The organism is Mycobacterium sp. ITM-2016-00318, assembly GCF_002968285.2.
GTDB lineage: Bacteria > Actinomycetota > Actinomycetes > Mycobacteriales > Mycobacteriaceae > Mycobacterium.
Genome location: NZ_CP134400.1, coordinates 1,689,866 through 1,708,106, shown reverse-complemented (window position 1 = coordinate 1,708,106; position 18,241 = coordinate 1,689,866). Strand labels below are relative to the sequence as shown.

Here is an 18,241-nt window from a genome sequence, read left to right as displayed (position 1 = left end):
CGACGATCCGCTCGTCGGCTGTCATCTACGGCAGGCGCCTGGTGGTCATCAGGCCCTTGGTGAGATCGCGGTGCAACTGCTCGACCATCGATCGCCGCCGCAGCGGCGGGCTCTCGGCATGCGCCTGTTGTCCCACCCCCTCCATGACGTCAGCCAGTGCATCGACCGACGACCACGTCGGACTCCAGCCCAACTCCGCGGCCGCCCGCGAGCAGTCCAGCAACGGCACGCTGAACGCCATGTCGAGCCAGCCGCGGTCGATCGGCTGCAAGCGCGCGCGCCAACTGACGTCGACGAGTGCTCCCAGCACGGCCGACGGCAGGTGAATCGGCTTTGCTTTCAACACTTTCGCGACATCGTCGCGGCCGAGGGGCGGCTCTGCGGCGAGGTTGAACGGTCCTGAGGCCCGTCGCTCGATCGCGCGCGCAAATGCGTCTGCGACATCATCGGCGTGGACGAGGGGAATGCACAGCCGGCGATCCAACGGGAGGAGCGGAAGGAGCGGCACTGCGAGCATCGGCACGTAGCCGGGAAGCGCGTACCGCATCAGTCCGCTGGCCGCCAAGCGCTGCACGATGAAACCGGGTCGCATCCTGGCGATCGGCACACCCGACTCCCCGTGCTCGGACGCGTAGGAGTCGAGCAGCGCCTCGGCCGCCGACTTGTTGCGGCTGTACGGTGACGTCGGAATGCCTGCGGTCGACCATGATTCGTCGACGCGCTCGCCGTAGCGGCCCGCGGCATAAGTGCCAACTGACGACATGTGCAGCAATTGGCCGACCGACGCCTCGTGGGCCGCGCGCAGGACCGCGGTAGTGCCGCCGACCCCTTGCCTGGACAGGTAATCGGTGTTGCGCGTCGGTTGAAAACCCCACGCCAGGTGCACGACAGCGTCCGAACCGTCGAAGATGTGCGTCAGCGCAGCGGCCGCATCGGCATCGGCCAGGTCGAGTTCATGCCATTGCACGTGCGCGTATACGCCGGCCTCCCGCGGCGGCCTGCGCACAATGCCGACCAGTTCGTGTCCCGCCTCCGGCCCGGCGAGCCGGCGAAGCAGGGCGGTGCCGACGTTCCCAGAGGCCCCGGTGATAACGATTCGCATGCGGCTGCATCTACCCACGACTGAGGGTGCCAACACGTCACAGGAGATATCGGTTAGCCGCCGCGGGCCGAGGGTACCGCTGGTCGATGAGGAAGCTTCGCAACGATCCGCACCGCCGGGGAGTCGACACGGCCAGCCCATTTCCACCGGTCACGCATGACGACCCCGTGTCCGCGGACGGCAGGCGACTGGTCGCGATCGATCGCCTCGACGAACGCCGCGTCGTCGAGGTCCGCACAGTGGCTCATGGCGTGCTCGCCGTCGGTTTGACGCCCGACGGCAGCCCCTTCGCGGTGAGCAACCTGTGCAGGCACCAGTTCGCGAAGCTGGGGCGAGGGCGTGTCAATGGCCAGGGATGCCTCGAATGTCCTTGGCATCGAGCCGATTACGACGTCACAAGGGGTGCTATGACATCCGGTCCGAAGGGGCGAATTTTCGGCTTCAAGCCATATTCCGCTGCCGTCAGAGCGTTCGGCAACGCTGCCAAGCTGCGGAGCTTCGATGTCGAGGTGCGCGACGGTGCCATCTGGCTGACGGGCTGAGACCCCTCAGCGCCGTCGGGCCAGCCGCCGGCCCGCCTTGACAACCATGGCCGCCGCGAGCACCCACGGCCCGCCGACGATGATCGGGTCCATCCACGTGTGTGACCTGTCGACCCGCTTCGTGCCGACCCGAGACCGCCAGCCGTGGTGGGTCCATTCGCTCCTGATGCCGGTCTGGGTGATGGGGTTGTCCGGTCGAAGAGTCGTGAACGATACGAGGTGGCTCTCGATCGAGTTGATTCGGTCCGCACCCAGCAGCAGGAGCCAATGAGCGGCCCGCCCTTCGCTGTAGCGGTACGCGTATCGGCGTACCACACCCGACAGTCCGCGAGGCGGCGTCGACGTGCCGAACACCGGCGGCAACATCTCGTGTTCGATCGACTTCTCGCGTGGCCACTTCTGCTCCTGCCGCTCGGGAAAGTCCCAATGCGCTCCGGTCGTCTCGAATTTCAATCGCGGCACCGCCGGGCGATCTTTCGGATCGAGGTCGACACCCCAGCCGGGGATGCGGGCCCGGAGTTCCTCGGCGTTCCGGGTCGGCGGGTGATCGGCGGTGTACACCATGGTTCGCTCCTATCAGCTGGCTTGCGGCAGAATGATCGGCTTGACACAGTTGTCGAGCTTGGCGGAGAAGATGTGGTAGCCGTCAGCAATGTGTTCCAGCGGAATGCGGTGAGTGACAATGTCGTTGGGCTTCAGATAGCCGTTCTGGATATGTGAGAACAGCCGCGGCCACTGCCTTTTCACCGGGCACTGGTTCATCCGCAACGTCAGTCCTTTGTTCATCGCGTCGCCGAACTTCACGGCGCTGAACATCGGCCCGTAAGCGCCCATCACCGAAACCGTTCCGCCTTTGCGCACCGAATCAATGGCCCAGTTCAGCGCGATCGGCGAGCCGCCCTGCAGTTTGAACTTCGTGGCGGCGACGTGTTGAAGGAGGTTGCCGTCGGCTTCGGCGCCCACGGCGTCGATCACCGAGTCCGCACCAAGGCCGCCAGTCGCCTTCTTCATCGCCACCACGATGTCGTCGTATTCGGCGAAGTTGAAGGTCTCGGCGTGGGCGAACGTCCGCGCCATCGCCAGCCGGTTCTCCAGATGGTCGATCACGATCACCCTGCCCGCGCCCATCAGCCATGCCGACTTCGCCGCGTACAGCCCGACCGGCCCCGCGCCGAAGACGATCACGGCGTCGCCCTCGACGATGTCGGCCAGTTGGGCGCCGAAGTACCCAGTGGCGAGCGCGTCGGTACACAGCAACGCGTCCTCGTCATCCATCCAGTCCGGGATCAGCGCAGGACCGACGTCGGCGAACGGCACACGGACGAACTCGGCTTGGCCGCCGTCGTAGCCTCCGCACGTGTGCGAGTACCCGTAGATGCCGCCGACCGCGGTGGCGTTGGGATTCACGTTGTGGCAGTTGGAGTACAAGCCTCGGGCGCAGAAGTAACACGATCCGCAGTAGACGTTGAACGGCACCATCACCCTGTCGCCGGGTTTCAGAGTCTGCACCGATGCACCGACCTCTTCGACCACGCCGATGAACTCGTGACCGAAGGTCATTCCTATGCGGGTGTCCGGCATCATGCCGTGGTAGAGGTGCAGGTCCGATCCGCAGATCGCGGCCATGGTGACGCGCACGATGGCGTCGTTGGGGTGCTCGATGGGCGGCGTGTCCTTCTCTTCGACGCGCACCTTGTAGGGCCCTCGATAGACCATTGCCCGCATAACGTCTCCCTTCGACCGGTTCTGCGGACTACCCCGTGTCCGATGGTCGAAACGACACGGCGGCCGTTTAGCCGGAGGCGGCCCGGGTACGCCACCGCATTGTGAAGTCGCAACCGCACCGGTTGTCCGGCACCAGGGCGCTCGCCGCCCTCGTCGACCTCGGGGGCTCATCGATTGCTGCGGGGGTGATCGCGCGGCGTCGTCCCGTAGTTCGGCTACTCGAGCGCGTTCAGGCCGACGCCCGTGCCGTCGCCCGGATGAAGAAGCTGCGACGGGCGTTCGGCCGGGGGCCGGTGGAACTCGTCCTTCCGGGCCGTCGCATCGTGGTGATCCTCGACGCCGAAGACGTCGGCCGCGTGCTGGCCGGGGCACCGGAACCCTTCCACCCGGCCAACCGAGAGAAGCGCAAGGCCTTGCAGTGGTTTCAGCCACACGGCGTGCTGATCTCGCAGGGACCGATTCGCCAGCGACGTCGGCAGGTCAACGAGGCAGTCCTGGACTCCGGAAGCGACCTGCACCGGCTGGCCCCGGCGTTCATCGAGGTGATCAGCGAGGAGGTCGCCGGCCTCATTGACGACGTCACCCGCGACGGCTCGATCGATTCGGCCCACTTCATGACCGCGTGGTGGCAGCTCGTGCGCCGGCTGATGTTCGGGCGCGCAGCGCGCGACGACGAACAGGTCACCGACTCGCTGCTGCGGCTGCGCAAGGCGGGCAACTGGTCGTTCCTGTCGCTGCCGCACTATCGGGAACGCGCCAAATTCTTCGAGCAGCTGTACCGCTACGCAGAAGACCCCGAGCCCGACACGCTGGTGGCGCAGGTCGCATCGGCTTCGGCAAGCGGAGCGGTCGACCCGGTCGGACAGATGCCCCAGTGGCTGTTCGCATTCGACGCCGCGGGGATGGCCCTGCTCCGTACGCTGGCGTTGCTCGCCACCCACCCCGCCCAGATGACGCGCGCCATCGAAGATTCGGTGACCCCGAATGTCCCACTGGTGCGGTCATATCTGCGCAGTTGCGTCTTGGAGTCGGTTCGGCTGTGGCCGACAACGCCCACCATCCTGCGCGACACGACGGCGGTCACCGAATGGCGCGACGGTGTCGAGCGGTTCTCGGTCGCGCCGGGCGCCGGGCTGATGATCGTCACACCCGCGTTTCACCGCGACGACGATCTGCTGCCCTTCGCCCACCAGTTCGTGCCCGACATCTGGCTCGACGGCAGCGCCATGAACTATCCCCAGTTGGTACCGTTCTCGGCCGGTCCCGCCGAATGTCCCGGCCGGGATCTCGTGCTGTTCGCCACCAGCAGCGTGCTGGCGCATCTGTTGGCCACCTTCGATATTCGACTGTCGTCACAGCCGCAACTGTTGCCAGGCGAGCCGCTGCCGATGACGCTGAACCAGCTCACCCTGAACTTCGCCGTGACCACAGCGGCCAGGCTGCCAGGCACAACCACCTGAATTTAGTGGCGTCGAGGCGTCACGCTGGTCCAGGCGCCGTCCAATGCACGACCTTCATGGCCGTCATCTCATCGAGCAGTTCAGGTCCGAAGCCGAACCCGGTGCCGCTGGCCTTCCTCGGTTCGGAGGCCCCGCCGGGTGCGCCACCGAAAACGGCGTTGATCTTGACGGTTCCGACGGGAAGCGTCCGCCACGCCTGCTGGGCGTGGCTCATGTCTGACGTCAGCACCGTCGCCGCCAGACCGTAGCGATCCTGTGCCGCCTCGGCGAGCGCCGTCGGGAAGTCGGGCACCACGCGGACCGGTGCGACAGGACCGAACGTTTCCTCGCTCATCACCAACATGTCCGGCCGACAGTCGGCGAGCACCGTCGGCGAATAGAACGAGCCGGGTCCGGTGTCCATCTGGCCGCCGACCAATACCGCAGCCCCCTTGTCGACCGCGTCGGTGACATGCTGGTGCACCTGGGTGCGATGACGTTCGTCGACGAGCGGTCCGATGCGAGCCGCCCATTCACGGGCTTCGCGAACGAGTTCGTCGAGGAAGCGCGTGGCGACTGACTCGACGACGTAGACCCGCTCGACCGAGACACAGATCTGCCCGGCGTTGGCGAACGCGCCGGTGGCGATCTTCTCGGCGGCCCAACGGGGATCGATGTCATTGTCGACGATGGGCGCATCGTTGCCGCCGTTCTCCAACAGAGCCTTGGCCCCGCGCGCAGCGCAGGCCATGGCGATCTCGCGGCCGGTCGCCGAGCTGCCCACGTGGGCCACTACGTCGACGCCGTCAGCGCCTGCGAGCATGGCGCCGACAGATCCGTCGCCATCGACAATTTCGAGCACACCATCCGGAAGTTGCGCGGCCAGCAGTTCGGCGAACCGCCTGCCAGCAGACGGACAGCGTTCACTCGGCTTGTGCACCACGGTGTTACCGGTTACCAAGGCGGCGCCGAGCAATCCGGCCGCGACCGCGATCGGGTCGTTCCACGGCGAAAGGACCGCGACCACACCGCGAGGCTCGGCGATCATCAAATCGGTTGCCTCCCAACCACCTTGGAGGCTACGACCGCGATGGAGCGGCCCGAGCTCGGCGTACTGACGCAGCGTGTCGACGCCTGCCTGCACACCGCCGAGGGCATCGTCCACCGGCTTGCCCGTTTCGCGCTCGATTAGCTCGGCGAGTTCCTTGGCCTCCGCTTCGACGGACGCGGCTGCGTCTCTGATACGGGCGGCACGTTCCCCCGCCCCGGCGCGAGCCCAGCCCTCCCGGGCATTTTGAGCATTGACAACGGCGCGTTCACACGCGTTGACGTCGGCGGTCGGGATTCGGGTCACCACCGCGCCGGTGCGCGGGTCAAGCACGGTCAGATCAGTCGTTTGAGCCACGTACCGGCGTCTACCCAGTCGCGCCGCCTTGAATCGGCCCGCCGGTCAACAACGCAGTTTTTCCGGGTCGACTCGAGAAATCGACGACCCGGTTCCCATCGACATCTCGTGCTCCGACAGTTCAACAGCGACGGCGACGGAAGTGGCGGTCCGAATGCCGGCGCTGCCGTCGACTCGACTCAACAGTGTCTGCTGCATAGGGGAAGTCACGACGACGAACGGCACGCCGTCGCGACGGCAGCGGCGATCGCAGTCGGATAGCGCCCTCAAGGGTCGCGCGCCGAAAAGGCTGCTGCCGCTCAGGTCGACAACCACTGCTCCGCTTCTTCCGGTGAACCCACGAAGCACCATCTCCAAGAATTCCGCGTTCGAGGCATCGACCTCGCCCGCGACGGTGAGCAGCGTCGTCCGCCCCCGCGATTCCACCGATATGGACGCGTTCGGGAGGCCGGCGTTTCCCACATCCCTGATGTATTCGGTACTGCTGATGACGGTCATTTCACACCTTCGACCGGGCGATGATTCCACGCGATAGCGGGAGACGCCCGTCACTTGTTGCCTGCTCTTGTCGTTGCAGGCTGGGAACTCAACCGCGGCACCCACGCTACCGCACACACAAAATTGTCGCGACTCATCGTTCCGGGCAGCTTCGCTTAACGTATCGAAACACGTTGTTACTCTTCGTTAATTGGCTCCGTCATCGGCAGTTTGGCGTGATAGCGGCCGGGCTTGACGGGCGGACCCCATACTCAGCTAGGAGTGTTGATGTTCCGACATACCGACTACATGCAGTTCGACGCACTCCGTCATTCGAACAAGCACTCATAGGCCGGCCATCAGGCCCGCGGCGCGAACAGCGGGAAGTACACGGTGTCACCGTCGACCTCATGGCGTTCGAAGCGCACGTCGACCGGCAGCCCGATGTGTACCGAACCCGGTTCGCAGTCAACGATGTTCGTGGCGACGCGCAGGTCTTCCTGCTCCTCGAGTTCGACGATCGCGATCACGTAGGGCACCGGAACCGTCGGCATGAACCGCTGGTGGTTCACCGTGTAGGTGAGAACGGTGCCCCGGCCCGAAACCGCGCGCGCGACCAGTTCCCCCTGACAGTCGGGGCACTTCGCGGCGGGGGGCTGCACCCATTTTTCACACCGCGCACACCATGCGATGTGCAGCTGCCCGTCGGCACCGCCCGTCCAGAAGGCGCGATTGTCGTCGGTGAGCTTGGGCAGCATCCGGGCCGGAATTTCGGGTGCGGCGTCGTCGGCCATAGGGAGCAAAGTACAGTCCGATCGACTGTCATTACAAAAATAGACATTCGGGAGCGCGATGAGCCATTTCGAGAAGGACGCCATCATCAGCGGCCTCGGCATCTCGCGGATCGGCAGGCGTATGGGCATCCCCGGCCTGGACCTGACGATGGAGGCAGTGCGTGCAGCCATCGACGACGCGGGCCTGACGCCTTCGGACATCGACGGGATCGCGACATTCGGTGACACCGTGCCCGCCGATTTGCTTGAGGCGCTCGGCATTCAAGCTGCAGACCGGACGAAAGGGTTCGATACCGGCGGGGTCCTCATCCCGGTGATGTCGGCCTTCCGTGCCGTGTCGGAGCGGCAGTCACGTCATGTGTTGGTGTACCGGACGGTCGCGATGCTCGGCGGTTCGATGAACCAGGAGGCGTCGCCGATGCTCGCTCCCCTGGCTTCGCCGCCGGTGGAGCCGCACGTGCCGGGCACCAGGCGCAAGCTCAAACCGTTCGAGGACATCGACGAACTGGTGGCCGCGCACTCCTACTCCGCGGCCAACTGGCTGGCCATGCACTGCCGGCGGCACATGGAGCTCTACGGCACGACGAAAGAACAGCTGGGCTGGCTGGCGGTCAACAGCAGGCGCAACGCCGGGCTCAACCCGCGCGCCGCCTTCCGGGACCCGATGACGATGGAGGACTACCTGTCGGCACGGCCGGTGTCGACGCCATTCGGGCTCTTCGACTGCGACGTGCCCATCGACGGGTCAATCGCCCTGGTGGTGTCCCGGGCCGATTACACGGCCGACTGCCCGAGTCGCCCCGTGGCGGTGCAAGCGATCGGCGGGACATACGGCTCGGGAGGGTGGTTCCACCGCGACGACTTCCCCAAGATGGCGTCGGTCGAGGCGGCCGCCGAGATGTGGTCGCGCACCGATCTCACCCCGTCGGATGTCGACGTCGCCGAACTTTATGACGGCTTCACCTATCTGACATTCGCGTGGTTGGAGGCGCTGGGCTTCTGCGCCGACGGCGAGGCGGGCCCGTTCGTGGACGGCGCGACGCGCATCGCGCTCGACGGTGCGCTGCCGCTGAACACCTACGGCGGTCAACTGTCCGCGGGGCGCATGCACGGCTACTGGCTGCTGCACGAAGCGTGCCTGCAGCTGCGCGGCCAGGCCGGCGAGCGCCAATTGGGCCGCCGTCCCGAGGTCGCCGTCGCGGCCGCTGGTGGCGGCCCCATCGCCGCCTGCATGGTGCTGACCGCCTGAGGTCGGTCCGCGGTCGACCATTGACAACAACCCTCCGCGCCTGTGATAGTCGAGGCTCGTTAAGCGAAAACATTGTTTTCATTTAACGGCGCCATCGCACCCGCACGGTCGGAGGAAACGTGAGCGCTGGGCAAGGGTCTCCGACGTGGTTGCCGCATTCGATAGCGGAGGCGGTGCTCACCGGAGACGAGGACGACGACCTCGATGTCGCTTCGGCCTGGTCGCAGCTTCTGGGCAGGCTGGAAGGCGCAGCACAAACGGTGGACGGGGACCAGACGAGTCGAAGCCCACTCGATCGCGCAGCCGGGCTACGGCACCTGCTGGTGCTGCTCGCGGCAGGCGTCGACGAAGCACTGCGTTTCGATCCGGATCCGATCCTTCAGGTGCGCCGCACGAGCACCGACGACGTCGTGACCTGGGGAATGGAGTGTCCCGACTGCCTCTACACCCGGGCCACGATGCGAGGCGGCGAGAGCTACCGGCTATCCGGCAATCGTGGCACTGCACGGTATGTCGGCCTTCAGACGATGAACGGGATGGCCTCGACCGCAAATGCTTTGGTTGACGAGCTCGATGTCGGCGACGACGGCTGCTTCGAGGTCGCGCTGTCGGCGCAGCAGCAGGAGGGCAACTGGATGCTGATCGACGGCGATCATCCGACGTTGACGGTGAGGCACTTCTTCTACGACTGGGAGACCGAGGTGCCGTCGACATTGCACATCGAGCGGATTGGCGAACCCGTCGAGACAGCCCGTTTCACAAGGGATCTCGACGTCACGGTGTCAAGGCAGCTGGTTGCGCTCGGCGACTTCGTCAGCGACAACCTCCAGTTCTTCCTCCAATTCGGTGCTGCGCCGCCATCCAACGGGTTCCTGCCACCGATAGACCGGACCGCGATGGGAGCGGCAGCCGAGAACAAGCCGGTGATCGGCCGCTGGGAACTGGCTCCCGACGAGGCCCTCATCCTGGAAATCGACCCGCCCGTCGGCGTCTATTGGAGCTTTTCGCTGGGCAACCCCTGGTGGGAGACCATCCACTACGGTCGTCACCAGTCGAGCCTCAACGCACATCAGACCGCGGTGGATTCCGACGGCCTGGTACGGGTTGTTCTGTGCGGACGCGATCCCGGTGTCGCCAATTGGCTGGACACCGCCGGGCACAGCAACGGCGCCATGATCCTGCGGTGTGTGCGTACCGAAACGGCACCGACACCGACCTCTCGACTGGTGTCGTTCGACGAGGTGGCATCGACGCTGCCCGCAGATACCGCGATGGTCACACCGGCTGAGAGGGCTTCGGTGCTCGAGCGACGCAGGCACGCCGTGAACAAGCGGTTCGCGCGATGACGTTCTGCGCGGATGAACTCGAAGACGGTGCGCGCGCCGCAACAGGTCTCGACGACTTCGGTTCCCGGTATTACAGAGAGGGGCTCGAGCGCACTGTCGAGTCGTTGAACATCGAGGCCGACCTCTCGGAGATGGGCGCGGTGATCCAGCACGCCACCATCAGCAATGCCCTGATCCAGCGTCTCAAGATCGAGGAGACCTACGCGCGCCACCCAGAGATCGATGACGAGATCGTCGGCGGACCGGTCTTCGTCATCGGCCTGCCGCGGACCGGCACCACGGCGCTGAGTCAGCTTGTGGCCGCCGACCCGCAGTTCCGCTCCCTGCGGATGTGGGAGTCGCAGGCGCCTACTCCGCCGCCAGAGGCCGCCACCCAGGATTGCGACCCGCGCATCGCGCAGGCCGAGGCCGGCTTGCAGATGCTGAACGACATGTTCCCGTTGATGAAGTCGCTGTACAACTCCGAGCCGACTGCGCCAACTGAATGCCAAGACCTGATGGGAATGAGCTTCCGGACCTTCCACTTCGATGGCGTTGTCCGCGTCCCGGGCTATCTGGCATGGCTGATGACCTGCGACATGGGTGAGACCTACCTGTTCCATCGGCGGGTGCTCAAGCTGCTTCAGTGGCACTGCCCGCCGAGCCTCTGGCACCTAAAAACGCCGGTGCACGTGTTCGCCCTCGATGCACTCGTCGAGGCGTACCCCAACGCCAAATTCTTGTGGAGCCATCGAGATCCGGCCAGGGTCATGGGTTCCGTCTGCAGCCTGATCCGGTATGTGCGCAGCTGGAGCAGTGACCGCGACGATCCGGTCGAACTCGGCACCGAGCAGCTCGACAGCTGGTCTGAAGGTATTCGACGAGCGATGGACTTCCGCAAACGTGTCGGCGACGAGCGCTTCTCCGATGTCGCCTTCGCAGACCTGCAGGCCGACCCGGTGACGACGTTGGCCGCCGGCTACGAGTCGCTTGGACTCGAGTTCACCGATGCCGCAGCACGTTCTGTCGCGCACTGGGCCCGCGAGCACAAGCCCGGCACCCGCGGCTCACATGACTACGACCTGGCTGACTACGGTCTGACACCCGAGTCCGTCCGCGAACGTTTCACTCAGTACCTGCGCACCTACGACGCGACAGCATGACTCGCCCGGCCACTCGGCGACGGGAGAAACTCGCCCCCGACCCCGAGGTCCGTCGCGCCATTCTCGCGGCCGCCTCGGAAAGCATTCGGGAACAGGGCGTCCGGGGGCTCAGCGTGGCAACCGTCCTGGCGCACACCCAGCTCGGCACCCGTGCCTTCTACCGCCACTTCCAATCCAAGGATCAGCTGGTCGCTGCGGTCTTCCTGGAGATGGCACGTGTTGAAACCCGGCGGTTGAGGAAGAAGATGGCCGACGCCCCCGGCGCCATCGATGCGGTAGCGGCTTGGATCGACGCACGGCTCGACCTGGCGTTCGACGATCACATCAAATCCGACCTTCGTCGCCTCTCGCTGGAGGCCCAATCGCAGATGTTCGCCTCCCCGGAGATGATCCAGCCGGCGTACACCGCGATGCTCGAACCGCTCACCGAACAGCTCGAGCGCGGTCTCGATCAGGGCGTGTTCCGCGGCATCGACCCGCTGACCGAGGCGCTGTCCATACAGGGTGTGGTGTGGGCGAACACCGAACGCCAATGGGCGGCAGGCGATTGCGAACGCAGTGATGTCCGCCGACACACGCTCCGCTTCTGCCTTCGCGGCCTCGGTGTCGCACCCGAGGCGATCAGACGAATCGCCGCTTCCGGACACCCCAGCGGCTGACTTCCCAGGAGGAACCATGGACCTCGGCTTCACCGGATCGACAGCTGTCGTCACAGGCGGCAGTAAAGGGATGGGCCTGGCGATCGCCGAGACCCTAGCCGCCGAAGGCGCCAGCGTAGCGCTGATGGCAAGGAGCAGAGCCGCTCTCGACGCCGCAGAGGAAACTCTGCGCGGGGCGGGCGCCCCCGACGCCGTCGGCATCAGTGTCGACATGGCCGATGCGGACTCGATAGCCGCGGGCTTCTCTGCCGTCACGGAACGCTGGGGAAAGCTGAACAGCTTGGTCCACACGATAGGTCCGGGCGACGGGTATTTCGAGGAGATGGACGACGCGCAATGGCACGACGCGTTCGACCTTGGCACCATGTCCGGCGTTCGTTCGATCCGCGCGGCCCTACCCCTGCTCCGCGCCGCGGGATGGGCGCGCATCGTCACCCTGTCCGCACATTCGATTCAGCGGCAGAACCCCCGCATCGTCGCCTACACCGCATCGAAGGCAGCGCTGTGCAGCGTGACGAAGAACCTGTCCAAAAGCCTCGCGAAAGACGGAATCCTGGTCAACTGCGTGTGCCCCGGAACGGTTGTTACCGCCAGCTTCACCGAGAACCTGAGAGACATTCTCGCCGCCGACGGTCTCGACGCCAGCGATCCGCACGACGTCATGGAGTGGATCGACAACAACTTTCACCAGCCCTGCGATCTCGGCCGCGCCGGGTTGCCAGAGGAGATCGCCTCGATCACCGCCTACCTCGCCTCCAAGCGCAACGGCTACGTGACCGGGGCGACCGTAAACGTCGACGGCGGCTCAGACTTCGTCTGACAGCGCGGCTGCTCACGGGGTCTTGACCGTGACGCGGCTCACAGTAAAATGACCAGTGGTCATCGACTCCTGGGAGGACCCGATGCCGACGGTGACATGGGCCCGCGTCGACCCGAATCGACGCGCCGCCGTGATCGAAGCCGCCGAGGCAGAGTTCGGCGCGCACGGCTTCTCGCAAGGCAGCCTCAATGTCATCGCACGTCGGGCGGGCGTCGCCAAGGGCAGCCTGTTCCAGTACTTCGCGGACAAACGTGACCTCTACGCCTACATCGCCGAGATCGGCAGCCAGCGGGTGCGCCGCTACATGGAGGACCGCATCAGGGAACTCGACCCGAGCAGGCCGTTCTTCGAGTTCCTTACCGACTTGCTCGACACGTGGGTCGCCTACTACGCCGACCATCCGCAGGACCGTGCATTGCACGCCGCCTCGAGTTTCGAAGTCGACACCGATGCCCGCGTCAGCGTGCGCACCGTCATCCATCGCCACTACCTGGAGGTACTGCGGCCGCTTGTCCGCGACGCCCACGTGCGCGGTAATCTGCGCGCGGACTGCGACACCGAGGCGCTGCTGTCACTCCTATTGATGATCTTTCCGCACATGGCGCTGGCGCCGTACGTGCGCGGGATGGATCCCATCCTCGGACTCGACGAACCCTCACCCGAGCAGCCCGCACTCGCCGTGCGCAGGCTGGTCGCCGTCCTGGCCGACGCATTCGCTTCCACCAGCTCAGCCCGAAAAATCAAGGAGGTCAACAGATGACAACGACACGAAGCCGCTCAGCGTCACTCGCGCGAGGCGGCCTGAAATGGGACAGCCTGCCCCTCAAACTCTTCGCGGGCGGCAACGCCAAGTTCTGGAATCCCGCGGACATCGACTTCTCCCGCGACCGGGCCGACTGGGAAGCGCTCACGGACCTGGAGCGCGAATGGGCAACCCGGCTGTGCGCGCAGTTCATCGCCGGCGAAGAAGCGGTCACTCAGGACATCCAGCCGTTCATGGCGGCCATGCGGGCGGAAGGACGGCTCGGCGACGAGATGTATCTGACCCAGTTCGCATTCGAGGAGGCCAAGCACACCCAGGTGTTCCGGCTGTGGCTGGACGCGGTCGGTGTGACCGACGACATCCAGGTCCTTCTCGACGACCTCCCCACCTATCGGAAGATCTTCTACGAAGAGTTGCCCGAGTCGCTCGACACGTTGGTCTCCGATCCCTCCCCTGCCGCTCAGGTGCGCGCATCGGCGACCTACAACCACGTCATCGAGGGCATGATGGCGCTGACGGGATACTATGCCTGGCACCGCATTTGCGTCGACAACAACATCCTCCCGGGTATGCAGGAGCTGGTCCGGCGGATCGGCGATGACGAGCGTCGTCACATGGCATGGGGCACCTTCACCTGCCGTCGCCATGTCGCCGCCGACGACTCCAATTGGAAAGTCTTCGAGGACCGGATGAACCAGTTGATTCCGATGGCGCTGCAGAACACCGACGATGCCTATGACCTGTACGAGGAAATTCCGTTCAACCTGCAGAAGGAAGAGTTCCAGCAGTACGCGGCCGACAAAGGAATGCGACGGTTCGGCACGATCAGCAGCGCACGGGGCCGCCCGCTCGAGGAGATCGACGTCGACTACTCACCACTGCAACTCGAGGACACGTTCGCCGACGAGGACGCGAAGACGCTGGCCGCTACCGCCTAGACCGTTTCGTCTTCGCGTGCGGCGACGTCGGTTTCGCTCCGCGTCGCCGTGCGCGGTGAGGTACAGCACCGGCACGAACGTCCACACGCGGAAGTGCTGATGCTCCACGCTGTCGCGACGCAGCACCAACACCGCCACATTGGTGGAGATGAAGACGAACAGCAGTAGCAGAACCACGGTCTCCGCCAGTGTGGACAGGTCTCCGATCAGCGTGAGCACCATCGCCACCGCCGTCGTCGCCACGATCGCCACCCAAGGTGTCCGCCGCTGCCGCAGAACCCTTCTCAGCACGCCGGGCAACAAGCCGGCCTCGGCCATTCCGTAGGTCAGCCCGCTCGCCATGATCATCGTCAGAAGCGCACCGTTGGTGACCGCCACCAACGCGATGGCACTGAACAACCAGTCCGGAACTCCTACCCCCGATGCGCTCACCACCGAAAGCAAGGGACCTGACGACTTAATGAGGTGGCCACAACGTTTCCCGCGGCGCGCATGCTGTACTGATCGGTAGCCGCCTCGGCTGGATGTACTTGCGCCATGACGACGCCGACCCGGCGACGCATGACGACAAGGAACAAGCAATGAACATCGTGCCCACCCGCGTTCAGGAGGCAGTCAACGGCGTCGATCGCACCCGCGCCCTCGTGATGGGAATCCTGTCCGGCCTGGCCGCCGTCTTCGCGCTGTGGAAGATCTTCTGGGTGGTCTTCGGCGCGGCGACGCTGTCCGGGCTCGGATACGTCGGCTTCTCCGGGCTCTGGCTGATCGTGGCGCTCCTCTGGTGGGGCGCAATCGCCGCACTCGGGGTCTTCTGGTCGCTGGCGTTCCTGCGCCGCTACACCGCACAACCCTGACCCACCACGTCCCGTTACGTCGACGTCAGGCGCGCGGCTTCCGCGACGAAGGCGTCGACGTCTTCGGGATCGGTGTCGAAACTGCACACCCAGCGCACTTCGCCCGTCGCGGCGTCCCAGTCGTAGAACCGAAAGCTCTCGCGCAACCGATCTGCGACGCCGGACGGCAGGCGGGCGAACACGGCGTTGGCCTGCGTCGGCTGCGTGAATTCGACGCCGCGGATGCTTCCGTCGGCAATGCCCGCCTCGATGCGCGAGCGCAACCGCGAAGCCATCTCGTTCGCGTGCCGGGCCGTGCGCAGATAAAGGTCGCCGTCGAGCAGTGCAAGCAGCTGCGCGGAGACGAACCGCATCTTCGAGGCCAGCTGCATCAGGCTCTTGCGCAGCCGGATCAGCCCGTCGGAGGCGGCGGTGTCGAGCACGACTATCGCCTCAGCGCCGAGCGCGCCGTTCTTCGTGCCGCCGAAGCTGAGGACGTCGACGCCCGCGTCGGTGGTGAAGGCACGCAGGGGCGCGTCGAGCGCCGCGGCGGCGTTCGACAGTCGGGCACCGTCCATGAAGACGCGCATCCCGCGCTCATGCGCGAAGTCGGTGATGGCCTGCACCTCAGGAGGCGTATAGACGGTGCCCAACTCGCTGGACTGCGTGATGTAGACCACCCGCGGCTGGGCTCGGTGTTCATCGGCCCATCCCCAGGCCTCCTGCGCGATCAGGTCGGGCGTGAGCTTGCCGTCGGTGGTCGCGATCGGAAGCAGCTTGATGCCGGCGACCTTCTCGGGCGCCCCGCCTTCGTCTGCGTGGATGTGGGCGGTCCTGGCGCAGATGACGGCTCCCCAGCGGGGCAGCATCGACAGCATTCCGAGCACGTTGGCGCCGGTGCCGTTGAAGACGGGATACGTCTGGACACCGTCGCCGAAATGGCGCGCGACCACCTGCTGCAGCCGGTCGGTGTAGACGTCCTCGCCGTACGAGACCTGGTGTCCGTCGTTGGCTGCGGCGATCGCGGCGAGCACTTCGGGGTGCACACCCGAGTAGTTGTCGGAGGCGAAGCCACGGACGGTGGTGTCGTGCAATGTCGTCACGGCAGATCAATCTAGGTCGTCGTTCTCAGCAGTCGCGGCCCGCAACCTGTGAAAAACATAGGGAAACACCCGATTTCTTCGCGCGCCGTCTGACCCTAACGTCATTCCCGGAGTCCAAACGGTCCGCGACTCTTGCAGTTCAACAGAGAGCTGTACTCGGCCCGCCACCTACACCGTGGCGGGCCGAACCGTTTGTGCAGGCCCGTCCGTGCAAAATGGCGAAAAAAGCCGGCTGAATATCGCATCCTCGGGAAATGACGAAGGTTTTGCGGGGCAACCCGAGACTCCTCTTGCAGGTCTTGCCCGTGGCCGCTGCGGTGATCATCCTCAAGTGGCTCTACGACGTGAGCCCGCTGCGGCACCTCGAACTCAGCCCGTTGCTCACCGGTCTGATCGCCGCAGAGGTTTTCATCGTCGGCTTCATCCTCAGCGGCACGGCCGCCGACTTCAAGGAGGCCGAGCGGCTCCCAGGTGAATTGGCGGGCAGTCTCGACTCGATCGCCGACGAATGCCTCATCGTGCACGCCGAACTCGATCTGCCAGAAGCACGCCACTGTGTCTCGCTGTTGGCCGACACGAACGCCTCGATTCGACGATGGCTCCTGCACAATGACGGTCTCGACGACGTTCTCGGCCGTCTGCGGGAGCTCAATCCGCTCTTCATCGTCTTCGCCCCCAAAATCCAGGCGGGCTTCACCACCCGGTTGAAGTCCGAGCAGTCGACCATTCGCAAGCTCGTGCTGCGGATGGACACAATGCGGCGCACGTCGTATGTGTCAGCTGCCTATCTCATCGCGGAGGTCACGGGGCTGATGATCCTGGTGCTGCTGCTCATCACCGACATCGGACAGCTGGCCTCGACTCTGCTCGTGGTCGGCGTGATCACCTATCTGTTGGCGTACGTGATCGCGATGATCCGCGACATCGACAACCCCTTCGAGTACCGCAACGGCAAGCCAGGAGCCGCGGACGTCGATCTTTCCGTCCTCGAGCACTGCGAACACCGGCTCCGCGGGCTCGCGGCGGACATGGGCGGCGATCGAAGCGGGGCCGAGCGGGCGCCGACTACCCTGTCCCCGTGAGCAGCCAGCGAGTACCCGGCGGGGTGGTACACACGTTGCCCGCAGATCTACGAGCCGCACTGATCGGCAACTCCACCGCACTGGCGGCGTGGAAAGACATCACGCCGCTGGCACGCAACGAGTTCATCTGCTGGGTCACCGACGCCAAACAGGAGAAGACGCGCGAGCGCCGCATCCGGCGAACCCAGGAGGAGCTGGAGGAAGGGATGCGCAGGCCCTGCTGCTGGCCGGGATGCAAGCACCGCGAGCGCAGCGGCAGATGAGGGCATCGGGCGAATCCGGCCCACTGCCGACGAACCGGGGTTAGCGTCTCGGCGTGGACGGATATCGGACCATTGTGGTCGGAACCGACGGCTCGGAGTCCTCGATGCGCGCGGTTGTGCGCGCGGCCGAGGTCGCAGCCGCTCAGGAGCACGCACAGCTGATCATCGCCAGCGCACACGTGGAGGAGGTCGAGAAGGGCGGTTGGTCGCGGGCTCCGTCGCACGACCATGTCTCCGACCCCCGCGCGGCGGACGCCCTCGGCGGCGAGGGCTACATCTTGCACGGCAACGCCCCCGTGTACGGCATCCTTCGTGAAGCGCACGACAAGGCCAGGGCCGCGGGCGCTCCGAGCGTCGAAGAGCGCGCGATCTCGGGCGCCGCGGTTCCCGCACTCGTGAAACTGGTCAACGAGGTGAACGCCGATCTTCTCGTCGTCGGCGACGTCGGCCTGGATTCCGTCGCCGGGCGCCTGCTCGGCTCGGTACCCGCCGAAGTCGCGCGCAAGGCGAGAATCGACATCTTGATCGTCCACACAGCCGACTAGCCCGGTTTATCGTG

The 18,241-nt window shown here is 65.5% G+C and carries 20 protein-coding genes and 1 pseudogene; 13 read left to right on the top strand and 8 right to left on the bottom strand.

The window, feature by feature from the left end:
• Positions 1 to 25 precede the first annotated feature (25 nt).
• Entirely contained in the window at positions 26 to 1,102 is a 1,077-nt protein-coding gene (locus C6A82_RS08255) for an NAD-dependent epimerase/dehydratase family protein (RefSeq protein WP_105343328.1), read from the bottom strand.
• An 86-nt stretch (positions 1,103 to 1,188) separates the two neighbouring features.
• On the opposite strand from C6A82_RS08255, the gene C6A82_RS08250 reads away from it, so the two are divergent.
• Positions 1,189 to 1,644, top strand: a complete 456-nt coding sequence (locus C6A82_RS08250; protein WP_105343330.1) for a Rieske 2Fe-2S domain-containing protein — start codon at positions 1,189 to 1,191, stop codon at positions 1,642 to 1,644.
• Positions 1,645 to 1,650: 6 nt separating this feature from the next.
• On the opposite strand, the gene C6A82_RS08245 is transcribed toward C6A82_RS08250, so the two are convergent.
• Both C6A82_RS08245 and C6A82_RS08240 read right to left on the bottom strand, forming a co-directional pair.
• The gene (locus C6A82_RS08245; protein WP_105343332.1) at positions 1,651 to 2,208 is read right to left on the bottom strand and encodes a hypothetical protein; all 558 of its coding nucleotides are present in this window, start codon (positions 2,206 to 2,208) and stop codon (positions 1,651 to 1,653) included.
• A 12-nt stretch (positions 2,209 to 2,220) separates the two neighbouring features.
• Entirely contained in the window at positions 2,221 to 3,369 is a 1,149-nt protein-coding gene (locus tag C6A82_RS08240) for a zinc-dependent alcohol dehydrogenase (protein WP_105343334.1), read from the bottom strand.
• Between the two features lie 101 nt (positions 3,370 to 3,470).
• Between C6A82_RS08240 and C6A82_RS08235 the strand changes: the two genes are divergently transcribed.
• Positions 3,471 to 4,829: a cytochrome P450 gene (locus C6A82_RS08235; protein WP_233216825.1), complete on the top strand. Its 1,359-nt coding sequence runs from the start codon at positions 3,471 to 3,473 to the stop codon at positions 4,827 to 4,829.
• 19 nt (positions 4,830 to 4,848) lie between these two features.
• Here the strand turns inward: C6A82_RS08235 and C6A82_RS08230 are convergent, their stop codons facing one another.
• From C6A82_RS08230 to C6A82_RS08220, 3 genes are all read right to left on the bottom strand, one after another.
• On the bottom strand, positions 4,849 to 6,213 hold the full coding sequence (locus C6A82_RS08230) for an aldehyde dehydrogenase (RefSeq protein ID WP_233216826.1): 1,365 nt from the start codon (positions 6,211 to 6,213) through the stop codon (positions 4,849 to 4,851).
• Positions 6,214 to 6,258: 45 nt separating this feature from the next.
• Positions 6,259 to 6,711, bottom strand: a complete 453-nt coding sequence (locus tag C6A82_RS08225; RefSeq protein WP_105343335.1) for an STAS domain-containing protein — start codon at positions 6,709 to 6,711, stop codon at positions 6,259 to 6,261.
• Between the two features lie 338 nt (positions 6,712 to 7,049).
• Positions 7,050 to 7,448, bottom strand: coding sequence for a Zn-ribbon domain-containing OB-fold protein (locus C6A82_RS08220; RefSeq protein ID WP_233216827.1), 399 nt, complete (start codon positions 7,446 to 7,448; stop codon positions 7,050 to 7,052).
• Positions 7,449 to 7,542: 94 nt separating this feature from the next.
• Between C6A82_RS08220 and C6A82_RS08215 the strand changes: the two genes are divergently transcribed.
• The 7 genes from C6A82_RS08215 (at position 7,543) to C6A82_RS08185 (ending at position 14,401) form a co-directional block, all read left to right on the top strand.
• Positions 7,543 to 8,733, top strand: a complete 1,191-nt coding sequence (locus C6A82_RS08215; protein WP_311101739.1) for a thiolase family protein — start codon at positions 7,543 to 7,545, stop codon at positions 8,731 to 8,733.
• Positions 8,734 to 8,852: 119 nt separating this feature from the next.
• Positions 8,853 to 10,079: a DUF1214 domain-containing protein gene (locus tag C6A82_RS08210; protein ID WP_105346103.1), complete on the top strand. Its 1,227-nt coding sequence runs from the start codon at positions 8,853 to 8,855 to the stop codon at positions 10,077 to 10,079.
• The gene (locus C6A82_RS08205) at positions 10,076 to 11,221 is read left to right on the top strand and encodes a sulfotransferase (RefSeq protein WP_105346102.1); all 1,146 of its coding nucleotides are present in this window, start codon (positions 10,076 to 10,078) and stop codon (positions 11,219 to 11,221) included. The genes C6A82_RS08210 and C6A82_RS08205 overlap by 4 nt, the downstream gene beginning before the upstream one ends.
• Complete coding sequence (locus C6A82_RS08200) at positions 11,218 to 11,880, top strand: TetR/AcrR family transcriptional regulator (protein ID WP_105346100.1); 663 nt, start codon at positions 11,218 to 11,220, stop codon at positions 11,878 to 11,880. The genes C6A82_RS08205 and C6A82_RS08200 overlap by 4 nt, the downstream gene beginning before the upstream one ends.
• A gap of 16 nt (positions 11,881 to 11,896) precedes the next feature.
• Positions 11,897 to 12,700 (top strand): SDR family NAD(P)-dependent oxidoreductase, encoded by an 804-nt coding sequence (locus C6A82_RS08195; RefSeq protein WP_105346098.1) that lies wholly within the window; start codon positions 11,897 to 11,899, stop codon positions 12,698 to 12,700.
• An 82-nt stretch (positions 12,701 to 12,782) separates the two neighbouring features.
• On the top strand, positions 12,783 to 13,460 hold the full coding sequence (locus C6A82_RS08190) for a TetR/AcrR family transcriptional regulator (RefSeq protein ID WP_105346109.1): 678 nt from the start codon (positions 12,783 to 12,785) through the stop codon (positions 13,458 to 13,460).
• The gene (locus tag C6A82_RS08185; RefSeq protein WP_105346096.1) at positions 13,457 to 14,401 is read left to right on the top strand and encodes a R2-like ligand-binding oxidase; all 945 of its coding nucleotides are present in this window, start codon (positions 13,457 to 13,459) and stop codon (positions 14,399 to 14,401) included. The genes C6A82_RS08190 and C6A82_RS08185 overlap by 4 nt, the downstream gene beginning before the upstream one ends.
• A gap of 63 nt (positions 14,402 to 14,464) precedes the next feature.
• Here the strand turns inward: C6A82_RS08185 and C6A82_RS08180 are convergent.
• Positions 14,465 to 14,866: pseudogene (locus C6A82_RS08180) on the bottom strand (amino acid permease); the annotation flags it as partial.
• Positions 14,867 to 14,925: 59 nt separating this feature from the next.
• Here C6A82_RS08180 and C6A82_RS08175 point away from each other — a divergent pair.
• On the top strand, positions 14,926 to 15,255 hold the full coding sequence (locus C6A82_RS08175) for a hypothetical protein (RefSeq protein WP_199193811.1): 330 nt from the start codon (positions 14,926 to 14,928) through the stop codon (positions 15,253 to 15,255).
• Between the two features lie 14 nt (positions 15,256 to 15,269).
• On the opposite strand, the gene C6A82_RS08170 is transcribed toward C6A82_RS08175, so the two are convergent.
• Complete coding sequence (locus C6A82_RS08170) at positions 15,270 to 16,337, bottom strand: low specificity L-threonine aldolase (RefSeq protein WP_105346090.1); 1,068 nt, start codon at positions 16,335 to 16,337, stop codon at positions 15,270 to 15,272.
• 254 nt (positions 16,338 to 16,591) lie between these two features.
• Here C6A82_RS08170 and C6A82_RS08165 point away from each other — a divergent pair, with 254 nt between their 5' ends.
• Genes C6A82_RS08165 through C6A82_RS08155 form a run of 3 tightly spaced genes read left to right on the top strand, consistent with a single transcriptional unit; the run spans position 16,592 to position 18,227 of the window.
• Complete coding sequence (locus tag C6A82_RS08165; protein ID WP_105346089.1) at positions 16,592 to 17,419, top strand: hypothetical protein; 828 nt, start codon at positions 16,592 to 16,594, stop codon at positions 17,417 to 17,419.
• Complete coding sequence (locus C6A82_RS08160; RefSeq protein ID WP_105346087.1) at positions 17,416 to 17,682, top strand: YdeI/OmpD-associated family protein; 267 nt, start codon at positions 17,416 to 17,418, stop codon at positions 17,680 to 17,682. Before C6A82_RS08165 ends, C6A82_RS08160 begins: the two co-directional genes overlap by 4 nt.
• A 53-nt stretch (positions 17,683 to 17,735) precedes the next feature.
• Positions 17,736 to 18,227, top strand: a complete 492-nt coding sequence (locus tag C6A82_RS08155; RefSeq protein ID WP_105346085.1) for a universal stress protein — start codon at positions 17,736 to 17,738, stop codon at positions 18,225 to 18,227.
• Positions 18,228 to 18,241: the final 14 nt, after the last annotated feature.

Coding starts and splice junctions, on each gene's coding strand:
- C6A82_RS08255 (WP_105343328.1), bottom strand. CDS start 1,102: ATGCGAATCGTTATCACCGGGGCCTCTGGGAACGTCGGCACCGCCCTG.
- C6A82_RS08250 (WP_105343330.1), top strand. CDS start 1,189: ATGAGGAAGCTTCGCAACGATCCGCACCGCCGGGGAGTCGACACGGCC.
- C6A82_RS08245 (WP_105343332.1), bottom strand. CDS start 2,208: ATGGTGTACACCGCCGATCACCCGCCGACCCGGAACGCCGAGGAACTC.
- C6A82_RS08240 (WP_105343334.1), bottom strand. CDS start 3,369: ATGCGGGCAATGGTCTATCGAGGGCCCTACAAGGTGCGCGTCGAAGAG.
- C6A82_RS08225 (WP_105343335.1), bottom strand. CDS start 6,711: ATGACCGTCATCAGCAGTACCGAATACATCAGGGATGTGGGAAACGCC.
- C6A82_RS08220 (WP_233216827.1), bottom strand. CDS start 7,448: ATGCTGCCCAAGCTCACCGACGACAATCGCGCCTTCTGGACGGGCGGT.
- C6A82_RS08215 (WP_311101739.1), top strand. CDS start 7,543: ATGAGCCATTTCGAGAAGGACGCCATCATCAGCGGCCTCGGCATCTCG.
- C6A82_RS08205 (WP_105346102.1), top strand. CDS start 10,076: ATGACGTTCTGCGCGGATGAACTCGAAGACGGTGCGCGCGCCGCAACA.
- C6A82_RS08200 (WP_105346100.1), top strand. CDS start 11,218: ATGACTCGCCCGGCCACTCGGCGACGGGAGAAACTCGCCCCCGACCCC.
- C6A82_RS08195 (WP_105346098.1), top strand. CDS start 11,897: ATGGACCTCGGCTTCACCGGATCGACAGCTGTCGTCACAGGCGGCAGT.
- C6A82_RS08190 (WP_105346109.1), top strand. CDS start 12,783: ATGCCGACGGTGACATGGGCCCGCGTCGACCCGAATCGACGCGCCGCC.
- C6A82_RS08185 (WP_105346096.1), top strand. CDS start 13,457: ATGACAACGACACGAAGCCGCTCAGCGTCACTCGCGCGAGGCGGCCTG.
- C6A82_RS08175 (WP_199193811.1), top strand. CDS start 14,926: ATGTACTTGCGCCATGACGACGCCGACCCGGCGACGCATGACGACAAG.
- C6A82_RS08165 (WP_105346089.1), top strand. CDS start 16,592: ATGACGAAGGTTTTGCGGGGCAACCCGAGACTCCTCTTGCAGGTCTTG.